Consider the following 16,905-nt stretch of genomic DNA (forward strand, 5'->3'; position numbering starts at 1 on the left):
ATAAAAAAACGCCGCTCAATGAGCGGCGTTTTTTTGAATTTGGAGCGGGAAACGAGACTCGAACTCGCGACCCCGACCTTGGCAAGGTCGTGCTCTACCAACTGAGCTATTCCCGCAAATGGCGTCCCCTAGGGGACTCGAACCCCTGTTACCGCCGTGAAAGGGCGGTGTCCTAGGCCACTAGACGAAGGGGACACGCTAACTGAAATACATGGTGTGTATTCCAGTGCCCAAACCCGCACCCTAAGATGTCGGCTCTGGCTTCACTCAGCACTGCTCGAAAGCAATGCTGCTTAAAATTGGAGCGGGAAACGAGACTCGAACTCGCGACCCCGACCTTGGCAAGGTCGTGCTCTACCAACTGAGCTATTCCCGCATTGGCGTCCCCTAGGGGACTCGAACCCCTGTTACCGCCGTGAAAGGGCGGTGTCCTAGGCCACTAGACGAAGGGGACACACGTACAACATTCACTGCTTATCGCGTTTGGCTGAGTGCTTTACGCTGTAAGTGGCGCGCATTCTATGGACGGATTGGAGGGTCGTCAACCCCCAGATATAAATTTATTTAAATCAATGACTTCCTCGGATTTGGGGCGGATTTGCGGATTTTGCCCGCCCGGTCTCTGACGCCTATATTCTGTCGCCCGCCAAGACGTTATAGTCGCATGCGGCAAATGATGGCAATGTGCAGCCACCGCGCTCGCACCCCATAAGCAGCACGACGCCCGTCTAATCGCATCGTTCGGGCCTATGCGCTTAAAAGCCAAGCCACTACACTCATGAACATGCAAACGCTAATAAAGAGGTCTTACCGGTGACACCACTCATGATCACCCTGCTCGTCGTAGCCGGGATCGCGCTGTTGATCGCCATTGGCTACATGAACCATGTGGTGGAAAACAACAAGCTGGAAAAGGCCCGCACCAAGGTTGAACTCAACGATCGTTTGCGTCGTTGCGGCGAGCTGACCGAAACCTTCCCCGGCCAACTGATGACTCCGGCCCTGAAATTGTTGATCACGCGCCTTGAACTCAACGTTTGCCAGCGCTTGCTCAATCTGGACAAGACCAATGCTGCGGTCAAGGCACGCCTGGATGAACTGACTGCACTTGCGGCCCAAGGTGAATCGATCCCGGTGAGCAACCCGCCGGCACCGATCCAGACCGAAGCCAAGGCCAAGGATGTACGGTTTTTGCTCGAGGCCTTGCACGGCCAGATCACCCGCGCAGCCCAGGACGGTTTCCTGCCGTCAAATGAGGCCAAGCGTTGGATCCGCGAAGTGCGGCATATCCTGGTGCTGTTGCACATCGAGTTCTTCAACAACCTTGGGCAGCAGGCTTTGCAACAGGAGCAGCCGGGGCAGGCTCGCCTGGCGTTCGAGCGTGGCGTGCAGTATCTGCGCAAGCAGCAGGAGCCTCAGCTCTATGCCGAGCAGTTGGCTTATCTGGAGAAGCTCCTGGCTCGGGCCAATGCCCAGGTCCTGGCCAGCACTCAGCCGGTCGAGGGTGAGGTGAATCAGCTGACGGAAGGCTTGAAGGACGACGAAGCGAACGACGAGTGGAAGAAGAAGAAGGTTTACGATTGAGTTTGGGATTGGGGTTGGGGTTGGGGTTGGGGTTGGGTGTATATCCGTTGCTGCGGTAACGGCTGCTTAGGGTTCCGCCCTTACGGCGGGTCACTTTTTTCAGACGCCAAAAAAGTAACCAAAAAGGCTTTGCCCCACCACTCGGTACCTCGCCTAGGCTCGGCATGCCCGAACGCAGGCATTGCTCCGTGGGCCCGCTGCGAAGGGCCATCCATGGCCCAGCGCAGCTATCCCGGCATCCATGCCGGGATGCCCACTCCACAATACCTGCGTTCGGCCAGCGTGGTTAACGGGGCGCCGAAATCAACATCCACCGCGAGGCGGCCTGATAGCCGACCTGTTTCTGGGTGACCGCGTTCCTCCAGTAGGAGCAAGCTTGCTCGTGATGGCGGCAGGAGCAGCCCCATTCACAACCTGAAATGCCCCACCATCCCCTTCAATTCAGCGCCCAGCTGCGCCAGTTCAATACTGGACGCGGCGTTACCTTGCATGGCCACGGATGACTGATCGGCACTGGCCCGGATGCTGGTGACGCTGCGGTTGATTTCTTCGGCCACTGAGCTCTGTTGTTCGGCGGCGGCGGCGATCTGCTGGTTCATTTGCTGGATGAGCGACACCGCGGCCGCGATGCTGCCGAGGGCGCTTTCGGTCTGTAGCGCATCGCTGACGGCCATTTTCACCAGGTCGCCGCTGCTCTGGATCTGTTGTACGGAAGTTTGAGCGGCTGAGCGCAAGGCACTCACCAGTCGCTCGATTTCCTCGGTGGACTGTTGCGTACGCTTGGCCAAGGCCCGTACTTCGTCGGCCACCACAGCGAATCCCCTGCCCTGTTCGCCCGCCCGAGCCGCCTCGATCGCGGCATTGAGCGCCAGCAGGTTGGTTTGTTCGGCCACGCTCTTGATTACGCTCAGGACCTTGCCAATGTTTTGTATTTCGGCGCTCAGGCTTTCGATGCTGGTGCTGGCCAGTGTGGCCGAGTCGGCCAGTTGCTCAATGCGTACCATGCTCTGGCGCACCACGTGCTGGCCGCTTTCGACCTTGTCGTCAGCCGTCTGAGCCGCTTGCGCCGCCTCTTCAGCATTGCGGGCAACGTCGTGCACGGTGGCGGTCATCTGGTTCATGGCCGTCGCCACTTGCTCGGTTTCCTCCTTCTGGCTGCTGACCTCCAGGTTGGTCTGTTCGGTAACGGACGACAGCGACTGGGCCGAGCTGGCCAGTTGCTCGATCCCGGCCTGCAACCCACTGACGATGCTGCTCAAGCCGGCGGCCATCTGTTGCATCGCGAGCATCAACTGGCCGATCTCGTCCCGACGCGTCACTTCAACCTTTGCGCTCAAGTCACCCGAAGCAATTTGCTGCGCGACACGAATGACACTGCGCAGCGGCGTGACGATCAACCGAGTGATGACCCAGGCGGCGATCAATCCCACCAGCAGCGCCAGGGCCGACGAGCCAATGATCATCAGCGAGTTTTTCTTCAATTCCCCCTGCATGGCACTGTCTTCGGCGCCGTAGGCTTGGTTGACCCGCGCCACGACCTGGTCGGCGCGCTCGTGCAACTGCTGGTATACAGTCTTTTCCTTGTCCAACAGGCCGGTGTATTCGGCCAATTGCTGGTTGAACCCGCCAATATGCCCGGCCACTTCGTTGAGCACGGTCTGGTAGCCTGGATCCTTGACGGCGCTCTTGAGCCCTTCGGCCAGCTTCATGGCCTGCTCGGCCTGTTCTATATTGCCTTGCCCGGCAGCTTCATCGCTGCCTTTGCGGCTCTGATCAAGGCGAACGCGCGCTTCGTTCATTGCCTGCAACATCATCCGCGACACTTCGCTGACCTGATTGGCCTGTTCGATGAACTCGGCACCCTCCTTGCCTTCGGACTCCTTCAACGTGTAGGCGCCGTCATCGGCCAATCCAGCCTGCAACACATCCAGATTGTTGGCGACGCTGGAGACTGACCAACTGGCCATTTCGAGGGCCAGGTCCTTGCTCTGGCTCAGCTCGACGAACTCATCGAATGCTTTGCGATAGGCCGCCAAGGCCTGTTCCACATCGTCCATCACTGGCACGTTGGCAGCCGATTGTGCCTTGAGCTCGTTTGCCCGGGCCACCAGCCCGTCAACACCCTGGCGCAAGGCATCGGCGGTCTTGGGATCGGAGCGCAAGGCGTATTCCTGCTCAAGCAGCCGGACCTTGAGCAGCTCGCTGTTGAGGGACGACATCTGCTTCAAGCCATCGAAGCGAAAACTGATGGTTTGCAGGGACCAGACGCCAATAGCCGCCACTACTGCGGTGAGCAGCAATACCAGGACGAACCCGATACCCAGTTTCTTTGCCATACCCAGGTTGGCAAAACGTCCTTGCACGGCCGAAATCATTGCGCCCAATCCTCTGCCAGTGTGTGTTGATTGCAGGTTCGCAACGAGACGCCCCGCAACACAAGATGCTCGCGTCGGAATAATGGCAAAAAGCTACAGCCGCGTCGTTTTCAGGACACTTGAGGTCGATCCAGAGCCGTTGCGCGAAAGAACGCCAAGGCTTTGGGATCTCGGGCATAGGCCACGTTGATACGCAGCCAGTCAGTGTCCGCGCCCGAAGGGCTGAATGCGCTGCGCGACGACAGCTGTATACCGCACCGTTTGGCCAGCCGCTGCAACTCAGCATAGTCACACAATGGCGCACGCGCCCATATGAACAGGCCACCCGCCGGCTTGCCGAACACTTTCCAGTCGGCATCCTCCAGCAGTTGCAAAGCCATTGCCATATCGGCGCTCAGTCGCTGCCGTTGGCGTTGGACCAGTTTGCGATAGGCACCGTTGGCCAGGAGATTGGCCAGCACCGATTCGCAGAATCGAGAACCGCCCATGCTGGTGATCTCCTTGACCTCGCTCAAGCGCGCGATAGTGGCCGGCCCGGCGACCACGAAGCCGACTCGCAGCGAGCTGCTCAGGGTTTTTGAGAAGCTGCCCAGGTAAACCACGTCGTCATCCAGCGCCGCCAGCCGCGGCCGCATCGAACTTTGAAAATCCGCATAGACGTCATCCTCGATAACCAGCATGGCGTGTTTTTTTGTCAGTTGGAGCAGCTGCTGGGCCACGGCCGGAGCCAGGCTGCTACCGGTAGGATTGTGGCAGGCGCTGTTGACGAACAGTGCGCAGGGCCGATGGATCGCCAGCAGGCATTGCAGGGCCTCGACGTCCGGTCCACGTGGGGTCCTGGGCAGTTCGATCATGTCTATCTTATGCAGCCTGAGCAGATCGAACAGGTTCGAATAGCCGGGACTCTCCACCACGACGCAACTTCCCGGTGGCAGAAGGGTGCGTACTATCAGGTCCAGACCGTGGGTGGCGCCTGTGGTTGTAAGGATCCGGTTCTTGTCGGCGTCGATATCGAACTGCTTCAGACGCCTGGACAGAAGCTCGCGCAGGGCCGGCAACCCCAGCGGCGTGCTGTAGTTGAACAGGCCCGCCATGTCTGTTCGGGTTACCTGACGGATCGCATACCCCAGGTCGTCGCTTTCGCGCCAACTCTCGGGCAGGCCACCACTACCCAGCTTCAGCTCTTGTTGCGCGTCGCTGACCGGGCGGGGCGGGGCCGACAGTGCGTCCTGGAGCCAGACGCTGCCTGCCGGCTCCCCCTCTGCCGAAGGGGCGAGGGCGACAAAAAAACTCGAGCCGTTACGGGATGCCAGCACGCCTTGGGCAACCAGGCGTTGGTAGGCGTCGTGAACACTGGCCTGACTGAGCAGGTTCTCCCGCGCCAGTTGCCGGATCGATGGCAGGCGAGTGCCGGGCTCAACCCTTCCTTGTCGAACCCAACTGGCCAGCGCATCGACAATTTGCTGCACGACAGGTACCAGTGCCTGCCGGTCGATTCTCAACTCCATGAGTAACCAAGCTCCTAAGCGTTTGTTTTATTTCCACAAACAGTTAAGCACAGGCCGCCGCTGGACGATGTACGACATCGACGCAAAACCACCTGATTCTCATTCTTTGAAATACATTGGCGGCCTTACCAAGGGAACCTTCGGCGCGAAAAGAAAAAGCCCGCAGACAATGCGGGCCCTATCTTACGTAATTGGCGTCAGAACGCAGTGACCCCACCGTCCACTGCCAAGGAATGTCCCGTGGTGAATGCAGCGCCATCGCTGCACAGATACAACACCGCGCTGGCAATTTCCTCGACCTTGCCAATGCGCCCGACCGGGTGCATTGCGTTGGCGAAATCGGCTTTTTTCGGGTCCGCCTCGTAGGCTCGACGGAACATGTCCGTGTCGATCACTGCCGGGCAAACTGCATTCACGCGAATTTTCTTCTTGGCGTACTCAATGGCCGCCGACTTGGTCAGGCCGATCACGGCATGCTTGGACGCGGCATAGATACTCATTTTCGGCGCCGCCCCGAGCCCTGCCACCGAGGCGGTATTGACGATAGCTCCACCGCCTTGGGCCAACAGCAGTGGCAATTGGTACTTCATGCACAGCCACACGCCCTTCACGTTGACGCTCATGATTGCGTCGAATTCATCCAGCGTACCGTCAGCCAACTTGCCCTTCTCGATCTCGATGCCCGCGTTGTTGAAGGCATAATCGAGGCGTCCATAAGCATTGATCACTGCGCTCATCAGATTCTGCACGTCGCTTTCCAATGTCACGTCGCAACGCACGAACACAGCTTCGCCCCCCGCCTCGCGGATCGACTGCACCGTGCCCTCGCCGCCCGCCACGTCAAGGTCGGCAACGACAACTTTGAGGTTTTGCGCCGCGAATGCCTGAGCCGTGGCGCGGCCAATGCCCGCCGCCGCGCCCGTCACCACCGCAACCTGTCCGGAAAACGTCATGCTCATTGTCAATACCTCGAAGAATTACCGCTGATTGCCGCATATAGCCACCGATCGCAACGGCACGGCAGCACTATCCAACCGCCGGTTGGCGTCGCATGAGCGCCAGTGATAATAGCGCCCGTCGCACTATCACTGGGTTGGATCAACCTGCATTCGCTGTATCGGCAAACCTTGCGGCGCAGGCCTGGAGGGTCTATCAACAAGGCTTCATTCACTTTGAGTGCCTGTCATGACTGCCCAGACCAACCGCCAGTTCCTGCTCGCCAAACGCCCGGTGGGCGCCGCGACCCGTGAGACGTTCACCTTTCAAGAAGTCCCCATCGGCGAAGCGGCAGCCGGCCAGATCCTGGTCAAGAATGAATACCTGTCCCTCGACCCGGCCATGCGCGGCTGGATGAATGAAGGCAAGTCCTACATCCCGCCGGTCGGCATCGGTGAAGTCATGCGGGCGTTGGGCGTAGGCCAGGTCATCGCGTCGAACAACCCGGGATTTTCGGTCGGCGATTACGTCAACGGTGCGCTGGGCGTGCAGGATTACTTCCTTGGCGAGCCGCGAGGTTTCTACAAGGTAGACCCGAAACTGGCGCCGCTGCCGCGCTATTTGTCCGCGCTGGGCATGACCGGGATGACTGCATATTTCGCCCTGCTGGATGTCGGTGCGCCCAAAGCCGGAGAAACCGTGGTGCTTTCCGGGGCCGCCGGTGCAGTGGGCAGCATTGCCGGGCAGATCGCCAAGATCAAAGGCTGCCGCGTGGTGGGCATCGCCGGTGGGGCCGATAAATGCAAGTTCCTGATCGATGAGCTGGGCTTCGACGGCGCCATCGATTACAAGAGCGAAGACGTCCACGCGGGCCTCAAGCGTGAGTGCCCCAAAGGCGTAGATGTGTATTTCGACAACGTCGGCGGCGACATCCTCGATGCGGTGCTCAGCCGCCTGGCCCTCAAGGCTCGCGTGGTGATTTGCGGTGCGATCAGCCAATACAACAACAAGGAAGCGGTAAAGGGCCCGGCCAACTACCTGTCGCTGCTGGTCAATCGCGCGCGTATGGAAGGCTTTGTGGTCATGGACTATGCGTCGCAGTTCGCCGCAGCCGGGCAGGAAATGGCCGGCTGGATGGCCAAGGGACAACTCAAGAGCAAGGAAGATATCGTCGAAGGGCTGGAAACGTTTCCCGAGACACTGACCAAATTGTTCAGTGGCGAGAACTTCGGGAAGCTGGTTCTCAAGGTCTGAAGCGAGACAATCGGGAGCGAGCTTGCTCGCTCCCGCACGATCCGCAGTGTTGGATCAGGCCAGTTCGGCCACCACCGCCGCCAGGGCCTTGGCCGGATCCGCCGCCTGGCTGATCGGGCGGCCAATCACCAGATAATCGGAGCCGGCGTCCAATGCCTGGCGCGGCGTCAGGATACGGCGTTGGTCGTCCTGGGCGCTGCCCGCCGGACGAATCCCCGGCGTCACCAGTTGCAGCGACGGATGGGCCGACTTCAGGGCGCTGGCTTCCAGGGCTGAACAGACCAGACCGTCCATGCCGGCTTTCTGGGCCAGTGCCGCCAGGCGCAGCACTTGTTCCTGAGGCTCGATGTCCAGGCCGATCCCCGCCAAGTCCTCACGCTCCATACTGGTCAGCACGGTCACGCCGATCAACAGCGGTTTCGGACCGCTGCGCTGATCGAGCACTTCACGGCACGCGGCCATCATGCGCAAGCCACCGGAGCAATGCACATTGACCATCCACACCCCCATCTCCGCGGCAGCCTTGACGGCCATGGCAGTGGTGTTGGGGATATCGTGAAATTTGAGGTCCAGGAACACTTCGAAACCCTTGTCACGCAAGGTGCCGACGATTTCCGAGGCACAGCTGGTAAACAGCTCCTTGCCGACTTTGACCCGGCAAAGCTTAGGGTCCAACTGGTCGGCCAGCTTCAGGGCGGCGTCACGGGTGGGGAAATCCAGGGCGACGATGATGGGCGTCTGGCAGGCGGACATGAGTGGGCTCTCAGGCAAGTCGAAATCGGCGCGCATTGTAGCGGAACCAGCGCCCGTGCGGGACCCGATGATCGGTAAATCATCATCTGCTCCAACATGGATCCTGCGGGCCTTTGTGTCGAAACCGATACACTCGCGACATGCGCACTACACGCCGACACGTTACTGTCCGACGCCGCACCCGTCCTTCCAGCACTTCACGGCCTACCGACCGGAGCTTATGCTGGAATCATTACCTCGCCGCCTTCTTTGCGGTTGGCAGCCAACTTGGCAGATGAAGCACCTATGCAGACCCCCTTTATTGCCAATGCCGACGATCAGAAAAAAGCGTCTGACGATGACAAACGCTGGAACACCCGGGCACTGATCGTCGATGACGACGTGCCGATCCGTGAGCTGTTGATCGATTACCTGGCCCGCTTCGGCATTCGTGCCAGCGGCGTGACCGATGGCGCCGCCATGCGCCAGGCGATGCAGGCCGAGCATTTCGACGTAGTGGTGCTGGACCTGATGCTGCCAGGTGAAGATGGCTTGCAGCTGTGCCGGTGGTTGCGGGCCGAATCGGACATTCCGATCCTGATGCTGACTGCGCGCTGCGAACCCACCGATCGCATCATCGGCTTGGAACTGGGAGCCGATGACTACATGGCCAAGCCTTTCGAGCCCAGGGAACTGGTGGCGCGGATCCAGACGATCCTGCGCCGCGTGCGTGATGACCGCACCGAGCAACGGGCCAACATTCGCTTCGATAACTGGCGGCTCAACAGCGTACTGCGCCAACTGATTTCCGCCGAAGGGCTGGTGGTGCCGCTGTCCAATGCGGAATTCCGGCTGTTGTGGGTGTTCATCGAACGGCCCCGCCGAGTACTCAGCCGTGAGCAACTGCTGGACGCAGCCCGTGGTCGCTCGATCGAGGCATTCGACCGTAGCATCGATTTGCTGGTGTCGCGCCTGCGCCAGAAGCTGGGCGATGATCCAAAAGCCCCGCAACTGATCAAGACAGTACGCGGAGAAGGCTATTTGTTCGACGCGCGGGACATCGGTTGATGCGCCTGCGCCTCGACACCCTGTTCGGCCGCCTGTTCGGCGTGCTGTTGCTGGCAATTGTCCTGGCGCATCTGCTGGCCTTCGCCTGGTTTTCCTACTTTGCCCCGCCGCCTCCGCCTCCGGGCTCAGCGCCGGAGTTTTCCCGGCAAGGCAAGTTCGCCCAAGGCTCGGATTCGACGCCCGGCCGCCCACCGCGCCCCTGGTTCGGTGGCCCGGTAGTGCCGCTGACTTTTCAATTTGTATTTCTGATCGTGGCCGCCTGGTACGGTGCCAAGCTGCTGACCCGCCCTATCCAGCGCCTGAGCGATGCCGCCGAACGGTTGAGCGAAAACCTCGACAGCCCGCCGCTGGACGAAAGCGGCCCCCGGGAAGCGCGCCAGGCAGCCTATACGTTCAACCTGATGCAGCAGCGGATCCGTGAGCAAGTGCAACAGCGCTCGCGCATGCTCGGCGCGGTTTCCCATGACCTGCGCACACCGCTGTCGCGGCTCAAGCTGCGCCTCGAACAGATTGACGACCGCAAGCTGCAAGGCCAGATGCGCCAGGATCTGGACGACATGATCGGCATGCTCGACGCCACGCTGACCTATCTGCACGAACAACGCACCAGTGAAACGTTGCAATGGATGGACGTGCAGGCCTTGGTGGAATCACTCAGCGAAAATGCCCAGGACCAGGGCGCCGATGTGCAGGTTGGCGGCATTTGCGCCCCGCTGCAGGTGCAGCCGATGGCGCTGCGTTCCTGCATCAACAACCTCATCGACAATGCCCTGCGCTACGCCGGCCATGCGTTGATCCTCTTGGAAGACCAACGCCACCAGCTATTGATCCGTGTCATCGACCATGGCCCCGGCATCGCAGCAGAAAAACGCGAGGCCGTGTTCGAGCCCTTTTATCGCCTGGAAGGCTCGCGCAACCGCAACTCCGGCGGCGTCGGCCTGGGCATGACGATTGCCAGGGAGGCCGCCGAACGCCTGGGTGGGCAATTGACCCTGGAAGAAACACCGGGAGGCGGGTTGACTGCGGTCATCAGCCTGCCTCGCGCCTGACTACGGGCCTATCGTGACTGACTCTTGCTCCAATCGTTCAGCAAGCTGTACGCCACCGCCAGCAAGGTTGGACCGATGAACAGCCCAATGAAACCGAATGCAATCAGCCCGCCGAATACGCCCAGCAATACGATGACCAGCGGCAGGTTTCCGCCACGGCTGATCAGGTAGGGCTTGAGCACGTTGTCCACGCCGCTGATGATGAAAGTCCCCCAGATGCCCAGGAACACCGCCATCCCGTACTCGCCCTTCCATGCCAGCCAGGCGGTGGCGGGGATCCAGACCAATGGCGGCCCCATGGGAATCAGGCTGAGCAGGAAGGTGACGATCCCCAGCACCAAGGCACCCGGTACCCCGGCGATCAGGAAGCCGATCAGCGCCAGCACGGCCTGGGCCGCCGCGGTCCCGATCACTCCATTGACCACGCGTTGCACCGTACCGGCTACCAGTTCGACGTAGTAGCCGGCGCGGTCGCCGATCAGCCGCTCCAGCAGCCCTTGGACAAAGGCCGCCAGTCGCGGGCCGTCGCGGTAGAAAAAGAACACGAACACAATGCTCAGGGTCAGTTCGAGGATCCCGCCGCCGATTTGCGCACTGCGGGCCAGCAACCAGTTGCCCACCCGTCCCAGGTACGGCTTGACGGAAGCCATCATCGCCGCACCTTGCTGGTCGATGCCATCCCAGAGCGTCACCAGCCGTCCGCCGACCAATGGCACACCGGCCAGCCACTCGGGTGCTTCGGGCAGGCCGTCGACCTGGACGTCCTTGATGAAGGCCGTGGCATCGCGCACATGATCAGCCAGGTTGAACCCCAGCCACACCAGCGGAACCGCCACCAGTAACATCCAGCCTACCGTCAGCAACGCCGCCGCCAGGGATTCACGGCCATTGACCCAACGCGTCAGCAAGCGCATCAACGGCCAACTGGCAAACGCCAGCACGGCGCCCCAGAACAGCGCCGACCAGAACGGAGCCATTACCCAAAGGCTTGCTCCGAACAACACCAGGAGCAGGATCTGCACCAACAGCCGATCGTTATTGAGCATGGAAGGTCCCGAAAAATGAACAAGGCCGGGATAAGGTCGTCAAGCGCACTCCCCCAGATAGCTTATCGCAGCAGTTCAAGGTGCAGGCCAGTGGCGTCACTCCTGGTCGCCTCCATTCTTGCCGCGCGGACACCCTGATCGACCAAGGCCTGGTGCCAAGCCTCGGCGTGCGGGCCGGCGATGCTCACTCGCAGGCCCGTGTCCAGGTTCAGGGCCCGGGACAGCAGGCGCAACCAGGCGTCATCCGGCTCGCCGGCCAGACGCGGCAGATCCAGCACACCGGTGTCCTTGAGCTGGCGCAGCAGTGTCGCCGATGTCGGCAGGACGTTCCCCAAGGGCGCGCCCGCTTCGAACTGCTCGATGTGCAGGTACGCCTTGCGGTTGCCACGGGTTATCGCATACAGCGCGATCAGTGTGTTGTCCGCAGGCGGCGCCAGGCGCAGCAACAGGTAGGCCTGACCGTTATCGGCGCCATAGAGCTTGGCGTTGCCGAATACATCGTTGGCCCACAGGCTGCTTTCGCCGCAATCGCGAGCCTGGCACCAGAACAACAGCTCGGCGCCCTGCTTTTGCAAGGCTTCGCGCGCAGCGGTGAAGGCTTGGGTGGCGGAATGTTCCGGCGGCAGTTCGTAGGTCACTGACGTCGCGTTGCCACGGGCATCGACCTGCCCGTCGAAACGCAACTGGCCGCTGATCCTGCGGATCGACCCCATCGGGTAGATACGCTCCAGGTCGCTGGTTTGCCGGTAATCGACGATCTGCGCGTCGGGCATGCGTGGCACGCGTTCCAGGTCCCGACTGCCGGGCACATCGGCGGCCAGCGATGCCGGGCTGAGACAGGCCAGCGCCAGCAGGACGAATGAGTGAATGGTCGGTTTCATCGGATGGACTTGGCCTGGATCCGCGCGACGCAAAGGCGTTCGTCAATGCGCAGCAAGGCGAGTGGATGGTTGTCTGTCATGGTTGGCTCCCTTTCAACCCGCCCAGCCTCGGCACTTGCCCGGCGCAAGTCAAGAAACGCTGAAGAACCGATTGAAACAGTCTGCTACAAGCGCGGCACCGACCTCGTCGTTCAGGTGCAAATGATGACCGCCAGGCAGCTGTTCATGACTGAAGGGTAGACGCTCCAGCAACTCGGGATGCTGGGCAAGCATGCCGTCAGCCGCCACCACCAGATGAGCAGGGCAAGCGACCCGAGCCACGAAGGCCATGGCTTGTTCATCGGTCAGGCGCAGCGGTGAGGGCAAGGTCAGTCGGTTGTCGGTGCGCCAGGTGTAGCCCCCCGGTACCAGCATCAGCCCGCGCTGGGCCAGCAGCTCGGCGGCTTCGCGACTGACCGCCACCAGCCCTTTCATGCGGGCTTCGATGGCCCGGTCGAGGGTTTTGTAGACCGGTTTGCGTTTTTGTTGCAGCTCCATCTGCGCCTGCAACGCCATGCCCATGCGCTCCGCCGCATTATCGCCTTTGGCCGTAGGGGGAATCACTCCGTCAATCAAGCCCAAGTGCGTAATCCGCTCGGGCAACGCGCCGGCCAACACCAGCGAAACAATCGCGCCCATGGAATGCCCCAACAAGGCAAAACGCTTCAAGCCCAGTTGCTCGGCGACTTGCAGCACGTCATGCGCGTAGTCCCACAGGGCGTAGCCGGCGCCAGGCGGGCGGTGCCCGGAATGACCGTGACCGGCCATGTCCAGGGCAATGACTCGGACACCCTTCAGTCGGGGTGCCAGCCGGGCGAAACTGTTGGCATTGTCCAGCCAGCCATGCAAGGCGACCACCGGTCGGCCATCTTCCGGCCCGAACAGGTGGGCCGCCAGTTCAATGTGAGGCAGGCTCAGGCGAACCTCTTCGACGGCATTCATGCTCGCTGCCCTTCCCAGCGCTGGAGCAGGTCCTTGATCAGGGTGGCCGTGTCTTGGGGGTATTCGAGAGGAAACATGTGGCCGCCCGGCATGGTCAGGGATTCGCCCAAGGGCATGCGTCCTACCGAACGGGTGTGATGACGCATCACCACCCGGCTCTGCCGGCCTCGCACCACCGCCAGCGGAACTTGCAGCTTTAGAGCCCGACCTGGGCTGGTGTGCGGCACGCCGCGGTAGATGCTGATTTCCGTGGCCGGGTCGAAGCGCAGTCGCAACCGATCGCCGACGGGCTGCAAGCCATGCTGCAGGTACGCTTCGAAGCACTCTGGATCGAAACCGCGAAACAGCGTCTTGCCGGCAAAATAGGCCCGCGCCGATTCCAGATCGTTGAACTCCTCGCGCCGGCCCAGGGTCCGCCCGGCCGGGGTCAGGCGGTCGATGAAGCCCAGGCGCTTGGCGGCGAGGATCACCCAACGGTCCGCGCGGGTGAGCACAGGCGAATCAAGCATGACCACGCCGCGATACAAATGAGGACTGCGTAACGCCGCGTGCAGATGCAGCACGCCGCCTAGAGAGTGGCCCACGCCCCATACCGGCTCCGGTTGGTGTTCGAGGTGATGAATCAGCTCGTCCACCAAGTTGTTCCAGTTGTCATCCACCGGAAACCGCGGGTCATGGCCGTGCAGCTCAAGGTGAGCGACGGCGTATTGCGGCGCCAGCGCGGCGAACAGCTTGCCGTAGGTGGCCGAGGGAAAACCATTGGCGTGGGCGAAAAACACCTGGGACATGTAGGCCGATCCATTGCGAGAACTGCAACCGATTGTGCGCACAACCCCGTAGCGCGGCAATGACCGTAACTGACAGGAATGATGACAGCTGGATTCAAGCTGCAAGCTGCAAGCCTCACGCTGCCAGTAAACGCAGGCCTGCTTCGCTTGTAGCTTGTAGCTTGTAGCTTGTGGCTTTTAGCTTTTAGCGCCCCGGCGGCTGCTCACCCACCGGGACCACCGCCATGGTCAAGCGCGATACGCAGTTGACCTTGCCGTCATCGTTGACCAGGCGGATGTCCCAGACCTGGGTGGTGCGGCCCAGGTGAACCGAGCGGGCCGTGGCCGTGACCCGCCCGCTGCGCACGCCGCGCAGGTGATTGGCATTGATCTCCAGGCCCACGCAGTAGAACTTGCTGGTGTCGACGCACAGGTAGGCGGCCATGGAGCCGACCGTTTCGGCCAACACCACCGAAGCACCGCCATGCAGCAGGCCGAACGGCTGGTGGGTGCGGTGATCGACCACCATGCTGGCGGTCAGGGACTCGTCGTCGAACGACTCGAAACGGATGTCCAGCACTTCGCTGATGGTGTTCTTACCGGCAGCGTTCAACTGTTCGATGTTCGGGATGGTGCGCCACAGACTCATTGTTGCCCTTCCTTTGTGATTTTTGTTTTTTCTGTCCGGCAAGCAGCCTGATTCAGGGGTGGCTGAGACGCTTGAGCGTCATCGCACCGGCCAACGGCAGGTCGCCTTCCAGCTCGGCCAGCCCAGCCGTTTGCACTTGCTCGGGCTGCTGCAGGTGACCGTGCTGCAACAGGCCCAGCAAGCTACCCACCAGCGGGTTGTGGCTGACCAACAGCACGTCATCCTGATCCTCCAGATGTTTCAGCACATCGGTCGGTCGGGTCTCGGGCGTCAACCAGTCCACGGTAATCAGCTCAGGCTCGAATCCCAACGCTTCACGCACCAGTTGGGCGGTCTGCTGGGCGCGCACGTAGGGGCTGGCGTAAATGGCCCGCAACGGCTCGCCCATCAACCGACCGGCGCTGAGCAGCACTTCTTCGCGACCATGCACCGTCAACACCCGCTCCGGATCGGGACGAACGCCGTGGGGCTCGGCCTCACCATGACGCAATACCCATAGTTTCATAGCTTTGGCTCCTCGTCGCGGACTGGATGCGGCGCCGGCGCCACGGTGTGAGGCGCTTCGCCTTCGGGTGTCCGTGGAGTCGGCCAGTCGGCGAACGGCCAGGGTTTCTGGTCGCTGTGGAACGTGCCAAAGCGGCCGATCTGTGCCAGGAACTGGCTCAGGCTGTCGCCGAAGTTCATCAGGCTGGCGCTGGGTGCGCCGTAGATCAACCGATAGATCAATTGCACCAGTACCACGACGCCGAGAATGAATTGCGCCACCTGCCAGACCAGCAGGTAAATGACCATCCACAGCACACGCAGCAAGATGGATTCGTACTGAGGCTGCCCTTTTGGATCGTTCATGGTTCGCTCCTGCTTGCGGTCAAATAATCAGTTGAAGCCGCTGGTGGAAATGAAATCGACGTCGGTCTTCGGTTCGCCACGCATCAACAGTTCGATCACCTGTTCCAGCGTCCGCCCTTCGAACAGAATGGCGTGCAGCCCGGCGACCAATGGCATGTAGACGCCGGCCTCCTGGGACTTCGCCTTGAGCACCTTGAGCGTATTGACCCCCTCGGCCACTTCGCCCAGGCGCGACACCGCCTCATCCAGGCTCAGCCCTTGGCCGAGAGCAAAACCCACCTGGTAGTTGCGGCTCTTGGGCGAGGAACAGGTGACGATCAAATCGCCCACCCCGGCCAGCCCGAGGAAGGTCATCGGGTTGGCGCCCTGGCTGACGGCAAAGCGAGTCATTTCCGCCAGCGCCCGGGTGATCAGCATGCTCTTGGTGTTCTCACCCATGCCCAACGCGACCGCCATGCCGGCGATGATTGCATAGACATTTTTCAACGCCCCGCCCAACTCCACGCCGAAACGGTCAGCACTGGCGTAGACCCGGAAGGTGCGCCCATGCAATGCCGCCTGGACCCGCTGGCACAATTCTTCGTCTTCACTGGCGACCACGGTGGCGGTCAGTGCATGTTCGGCGATCTCGCGCGCCAGGTTCGGCCCGGAAATCACGCCGATACGCGCCTTGGGAGCGATCTCTTCGAGGATCTCGCTCATCAGCTTGAAGGTCTGTGCCTCGATGCCTTTGGTCAGGCTCACCAGCAATTTGCCGCTCAAGCGTTCGGCATGCGCCGCCAATACCGAGCGCAAGGCGCTGGAGGGCAAGGCGACAAAGAACAGATCGCTGCCCTCAAGTGTCGCCTGCAAGTCAGTAACGGGCTCCACTTCAGGTCGGACCTTGATGCCTTTGAGATAACGCGGATTCTCCCGGTTCACGCGGATGGCCTCGGCCTGCGCCGGGTCACGCATCCATTGGCGTACCGCGTGGCCATTTTCCGCCAGCAGGTTGGCCACGGCGGTGCCGAAACTCCCGCCTCCCAGGACCGCAATCGGGCGCTGTTCAGTCATATGCAATCCGCTCTTCCATACCAAGTGGCAATGCCGGGCATTATACGGAGCGGCCAGATCGCGACCAGCCCCGTCAGTAAATAGCCACAGCCGTAGGAGGCAGACCATCAATTTCCAGGAAAATGCTGTCAACGTGAATGGAAAAGTCGTTCGGCTCGGTTAACATGCCCGCC

General features: G+C 61.2%; 16 protein-coding genes, 4 tRNA genes and 1 pseudogene. 4 read left to right on the forward strand and 17 right to left on the reverse strand.

Annotation, left to right across the window (positions count from 1 at the left end; genetic code table 11):
• Positions 1 to 40: 40 nt before the first annotated feature.
• From HU806_RS11880 to HU806_RS11895, 4 genes are all read right to left on the reverse strand, one after another.
• Positions 41 to 116 (reverse strand) — tRNA-Gly (locus tag HU806_RS11880).
• 3 nt (positions 117 to 119) lie between these two features.
• Positions 120 to 195 (reverse strand) — tRNA-Glu (locus tag HU806_RS11885).
• A 105-nt stretch (positions 196 to 300) separates the two neighbouring features.
• Positions 301 to 376: transfer RNA gene (locus HU806_RS11890), tRNA-Gly, on the reverse strand.
• Positions 377 to 378: 2 nt separating this feature from the next.
• Positions 379 to 454 (reverse strand) — tRNA-Glu (locus HU806_RS11895).
• Positions 455 to 825: 371 nt separating this feature from the next.
• Between HU806_RS11895 and HU806_RS11900 the strand changes: the two genes are divergently transcribed.
• Positions 826 to 1,584, forward strand: a complete 759-nt coding sequence (locus HU806_RS11900) for a VHS/ENTH/ANTH domain-containing protein (RefSeq protein ID WP_186611556.1) — start codon at positions 826 to 828, stop codon at positions 1,582 to 1,584.
• 407 nt (positions 1,585 to 1,991) lie between these two features.
• On the opposite strand, the gene HU806_RS26825 is transcribed toward HU806_RS11900, so the two are convergent.
• From HU806_RS26825 to HU806_RS11915, 4 genes and pseudogenes are all read right to left on the reverse strand, one after another.
• Positions 1,992 to 2,873 carry a methyl-accepting chemotaxis protein gene (locus HU806_RS26825; protein ID WP_527251146.1) on the reverse strand — a complete coding sequence of 294 codons (882 nt, stop codon included), beginning with the start codon at positions 2,871 to 2,873 and terminating at the stop codon, positions 1,992 to 1,994.
• Positions 2,874 to 2,900: 27 nt separating this feature from the next.
• Positions 2,901 to 3,959, reverse strand: a pseudogene (locus tag HU806_RS26830) (methyl-accepting chemotaxis protein); the annotation flags it as partial.
• A gap of 110 nt (positions 3,960 to 4,069) precedes the next feature.
• Complete coding sequence (locus HU806_RS11910; RefSeq protein ID WP_186611558.1) at positions 4,070 to 5,467, reverse strand: aminotransferase-like domain-containing protein; 1,398 nt, start codon at positions 5,465 to 5,467, stop codon at positions 4,070 to 4,072.
• A 197-nt stretch (positions 5,468 to 5,664) separates the two neighbouring features.
• Positions 5,665 to 6,426, reverse strand: a complete 762-nt coding sequence (locus tag HU806_RS11915; RefSeq protein ID WP_186611559.1) for an SDR family oxidoreductase — start codon at positions 6,424 to 6,426, stop codon at positions 5,665 to 5,667.
• Between the two features lie 226 nt (positions 6,427 to 6,652).
• On the opposite strand from HU806_RS11915, the gene HU806_RS11920 reads away from it, so the two are divergent.
• The gene (locus HU806_RS11920; RefSeq protein ID WP_186611560.1) at positions 6,653 to 7,657 is read left to right on the forward strand and encodes an NADP-dependent oxidoreductase; all 1,005 of its coding nucleotides are present in this window, start codon (positions 6,653 to 6,655) and stop codon (positions 7,655 to 7,657) included.
• 54 nt (positions 7,658 to 7,711) lie between these two features.
• Here the strand turns inward: HU806_RS11920 and pyrF are convergent, their stop codons facing one another.
• Positions 7,712 to 8,410, reverse strand: coding sequence for an orotidine-5'-phosphate decarboxylase (pyrF, locus tag HU806_RS11925; protein ID WP_186611561.1), 699 nt, complete (start codon positions 8,408 to 8,410; stop codon positions 7,712 to 7,714).
• 285 nt (positions 8,411 to 8,695) lie between these two features.
• Between pyrF and HU806_RS11930 the strand changes: the two genes are divergently transcribed.
• Both HU806_RS11930 and HU806_RS11935 read left to right on the forward strand, forming a co-directional pair.
• The gene (locus HU806_RS11930) at positions 8,696 to 9,457 is read left to right on the forward strand and encodes a response regulator (RefSeq protein ID WP_186611562.1); all 762 of its coding nucleotides are present in this window, start codon (positions 8,696 to 8,698) and stop codon (positions 9,455 to 9,457) included.
• A complete protein-coding gene (locus HU806_RS11935; RefSeq protein ID WP_186611563.1) occupies positions 9,457 to 10,506 on the forward strand; it encodes a sensor histidine kinase in 1,050 nt (349 codons plus the stop codon). The genes HU806_RS11930 and HU806_RS11935 overlap by 1 nt, the downstream gene beginning before the upstream one ends.
• 8 nt (positions 10,507 to 10,514) lie before the next feature.
• Here HU806_RS11935 and HU806_RS11940 read toward each other — a convergent pair whose 3' ends face one another.
• The 8 genes from HU806_RS11940 to HU806_RS11975 all read right to left on the reverse strand — a co-directional run bounded on the left by HU806_RS11940 (position 10,515) and on the right by HU806_RS11975 (position 16,732).
• Positions 10,515 to 11,552 carry an AI-2E family transporter gene (locus HU806_RS11940; protein ID WP_186611564.1) on the reverse strand — a complete coding sequence of 346 codons (1,038 nt, stop codon included), beginning with the start codon at positions 11,550 to 11,552 and terminating at the stop codon, positions 10,515 to 10,517.
• Positions 11,553 to 11,614: 62 nt separating this feature from the next.
• Positions 11,615 to 12,433, reverse strand: a complete 819-nt coding sequence (locus tag HU806_RS11945) for a DUF4892 domain-containing protein (RefSeq protein ID WP_186611565.1) — start codon at positions 12,431 to 12,433, stop codon at positions 11,615 to 11,617.
• Positions 12,434 to 12,562: 129 nt separating this feature from the next.
• Positions 12,563 to 13,414, reverse strand: coding sequence for an alpha/beta hydrolase (locus tag HU806_RS11950; RefSeq protein WP_186611566.1), 852 nt, complete (start codon positions 13,412 to 13,414; stop codon positions 12,563 to 12,565).
• Positions 13,411 to 14,202, reverse strand: a complete 792-nt coding sequence (locus HU806_RS11955; RefSeq protein ID WP_186611567.1) for an alpha/beta fold hydrolase — start codon at positions 14,200 to 14,202, stop codon at positions 13,411 to 13,413. The genes HU806_RS11950 and HU806_RS11955 overlap by 4 nt, the downstream gene beginning before the upstream one ends.
• 184 nt (positions 14,203 to 14,386) lie before the next feature.
• Positions 14,387 to 14,830, reverse strand: a complete 444-nt coding sequence (locus HU806_RS11960; RefSeq protein WP_186611568.1) for a hotdog fold thioesterase — start codon at positions 14,828 to 14,830, stop codon at positions 14,387 to 14,389.
• Between the two features lie 52 nt (positions 14,831 to 14,882).
• Positions 14,883 to 15,335 (reverse strand): phosphohistidine phosphatase SixA, encoded by a 453-nt coding sequence (sixA, locus tag HU806_RS11965; protein WP_186611569.1) that lies wholly within the window; start codon positions 15,333 to 15,335, stop codon positions 14,883 to 14,885.
• Complete coding sequence (locus tag HU806_RS11970; protein ID WP_186611570.1) at positions 15,332 to 15,679, reverse strand: DUF4389 domain-containing protein; 348 nt, start codon at positions 15,677 to 15,679, stop codon at positions 15,332 to 15,334. Before HU806_RS11970 ends, sixA begins: the two co-directional genes overlap by 4 nt.
• Before the next feature lie 27 nt (positions 15,680 to 15,706).
• On the reverse strand, positions 15,707 to 16,732 hold the full coding sequence (locus HU806_RS11975; protein ID WP_186611571.1) for an NAD(P)H-dependent glycerol-3-phosphate dehydrogenase: 1,026 nt from the start codon (positions 16,730 to 16,732) through the stop codon (positions 15,707 to 15,709).
• Positions 16,733 to 16,905: the final 173 nt, after the last annotated feature.

The sequence above is a fragment of the Pseudomonas sp. SWRI154 genome (assembly GCF_014268645.1).
Classification (GTDB): domain Bacteria; phylum Pseudomonadota; class Gammaproteobacteria; order Pseudomonadales; family Pseudomonadaceae; genus Aquipseudomonas; species Aquipseudomonas marvdashtae.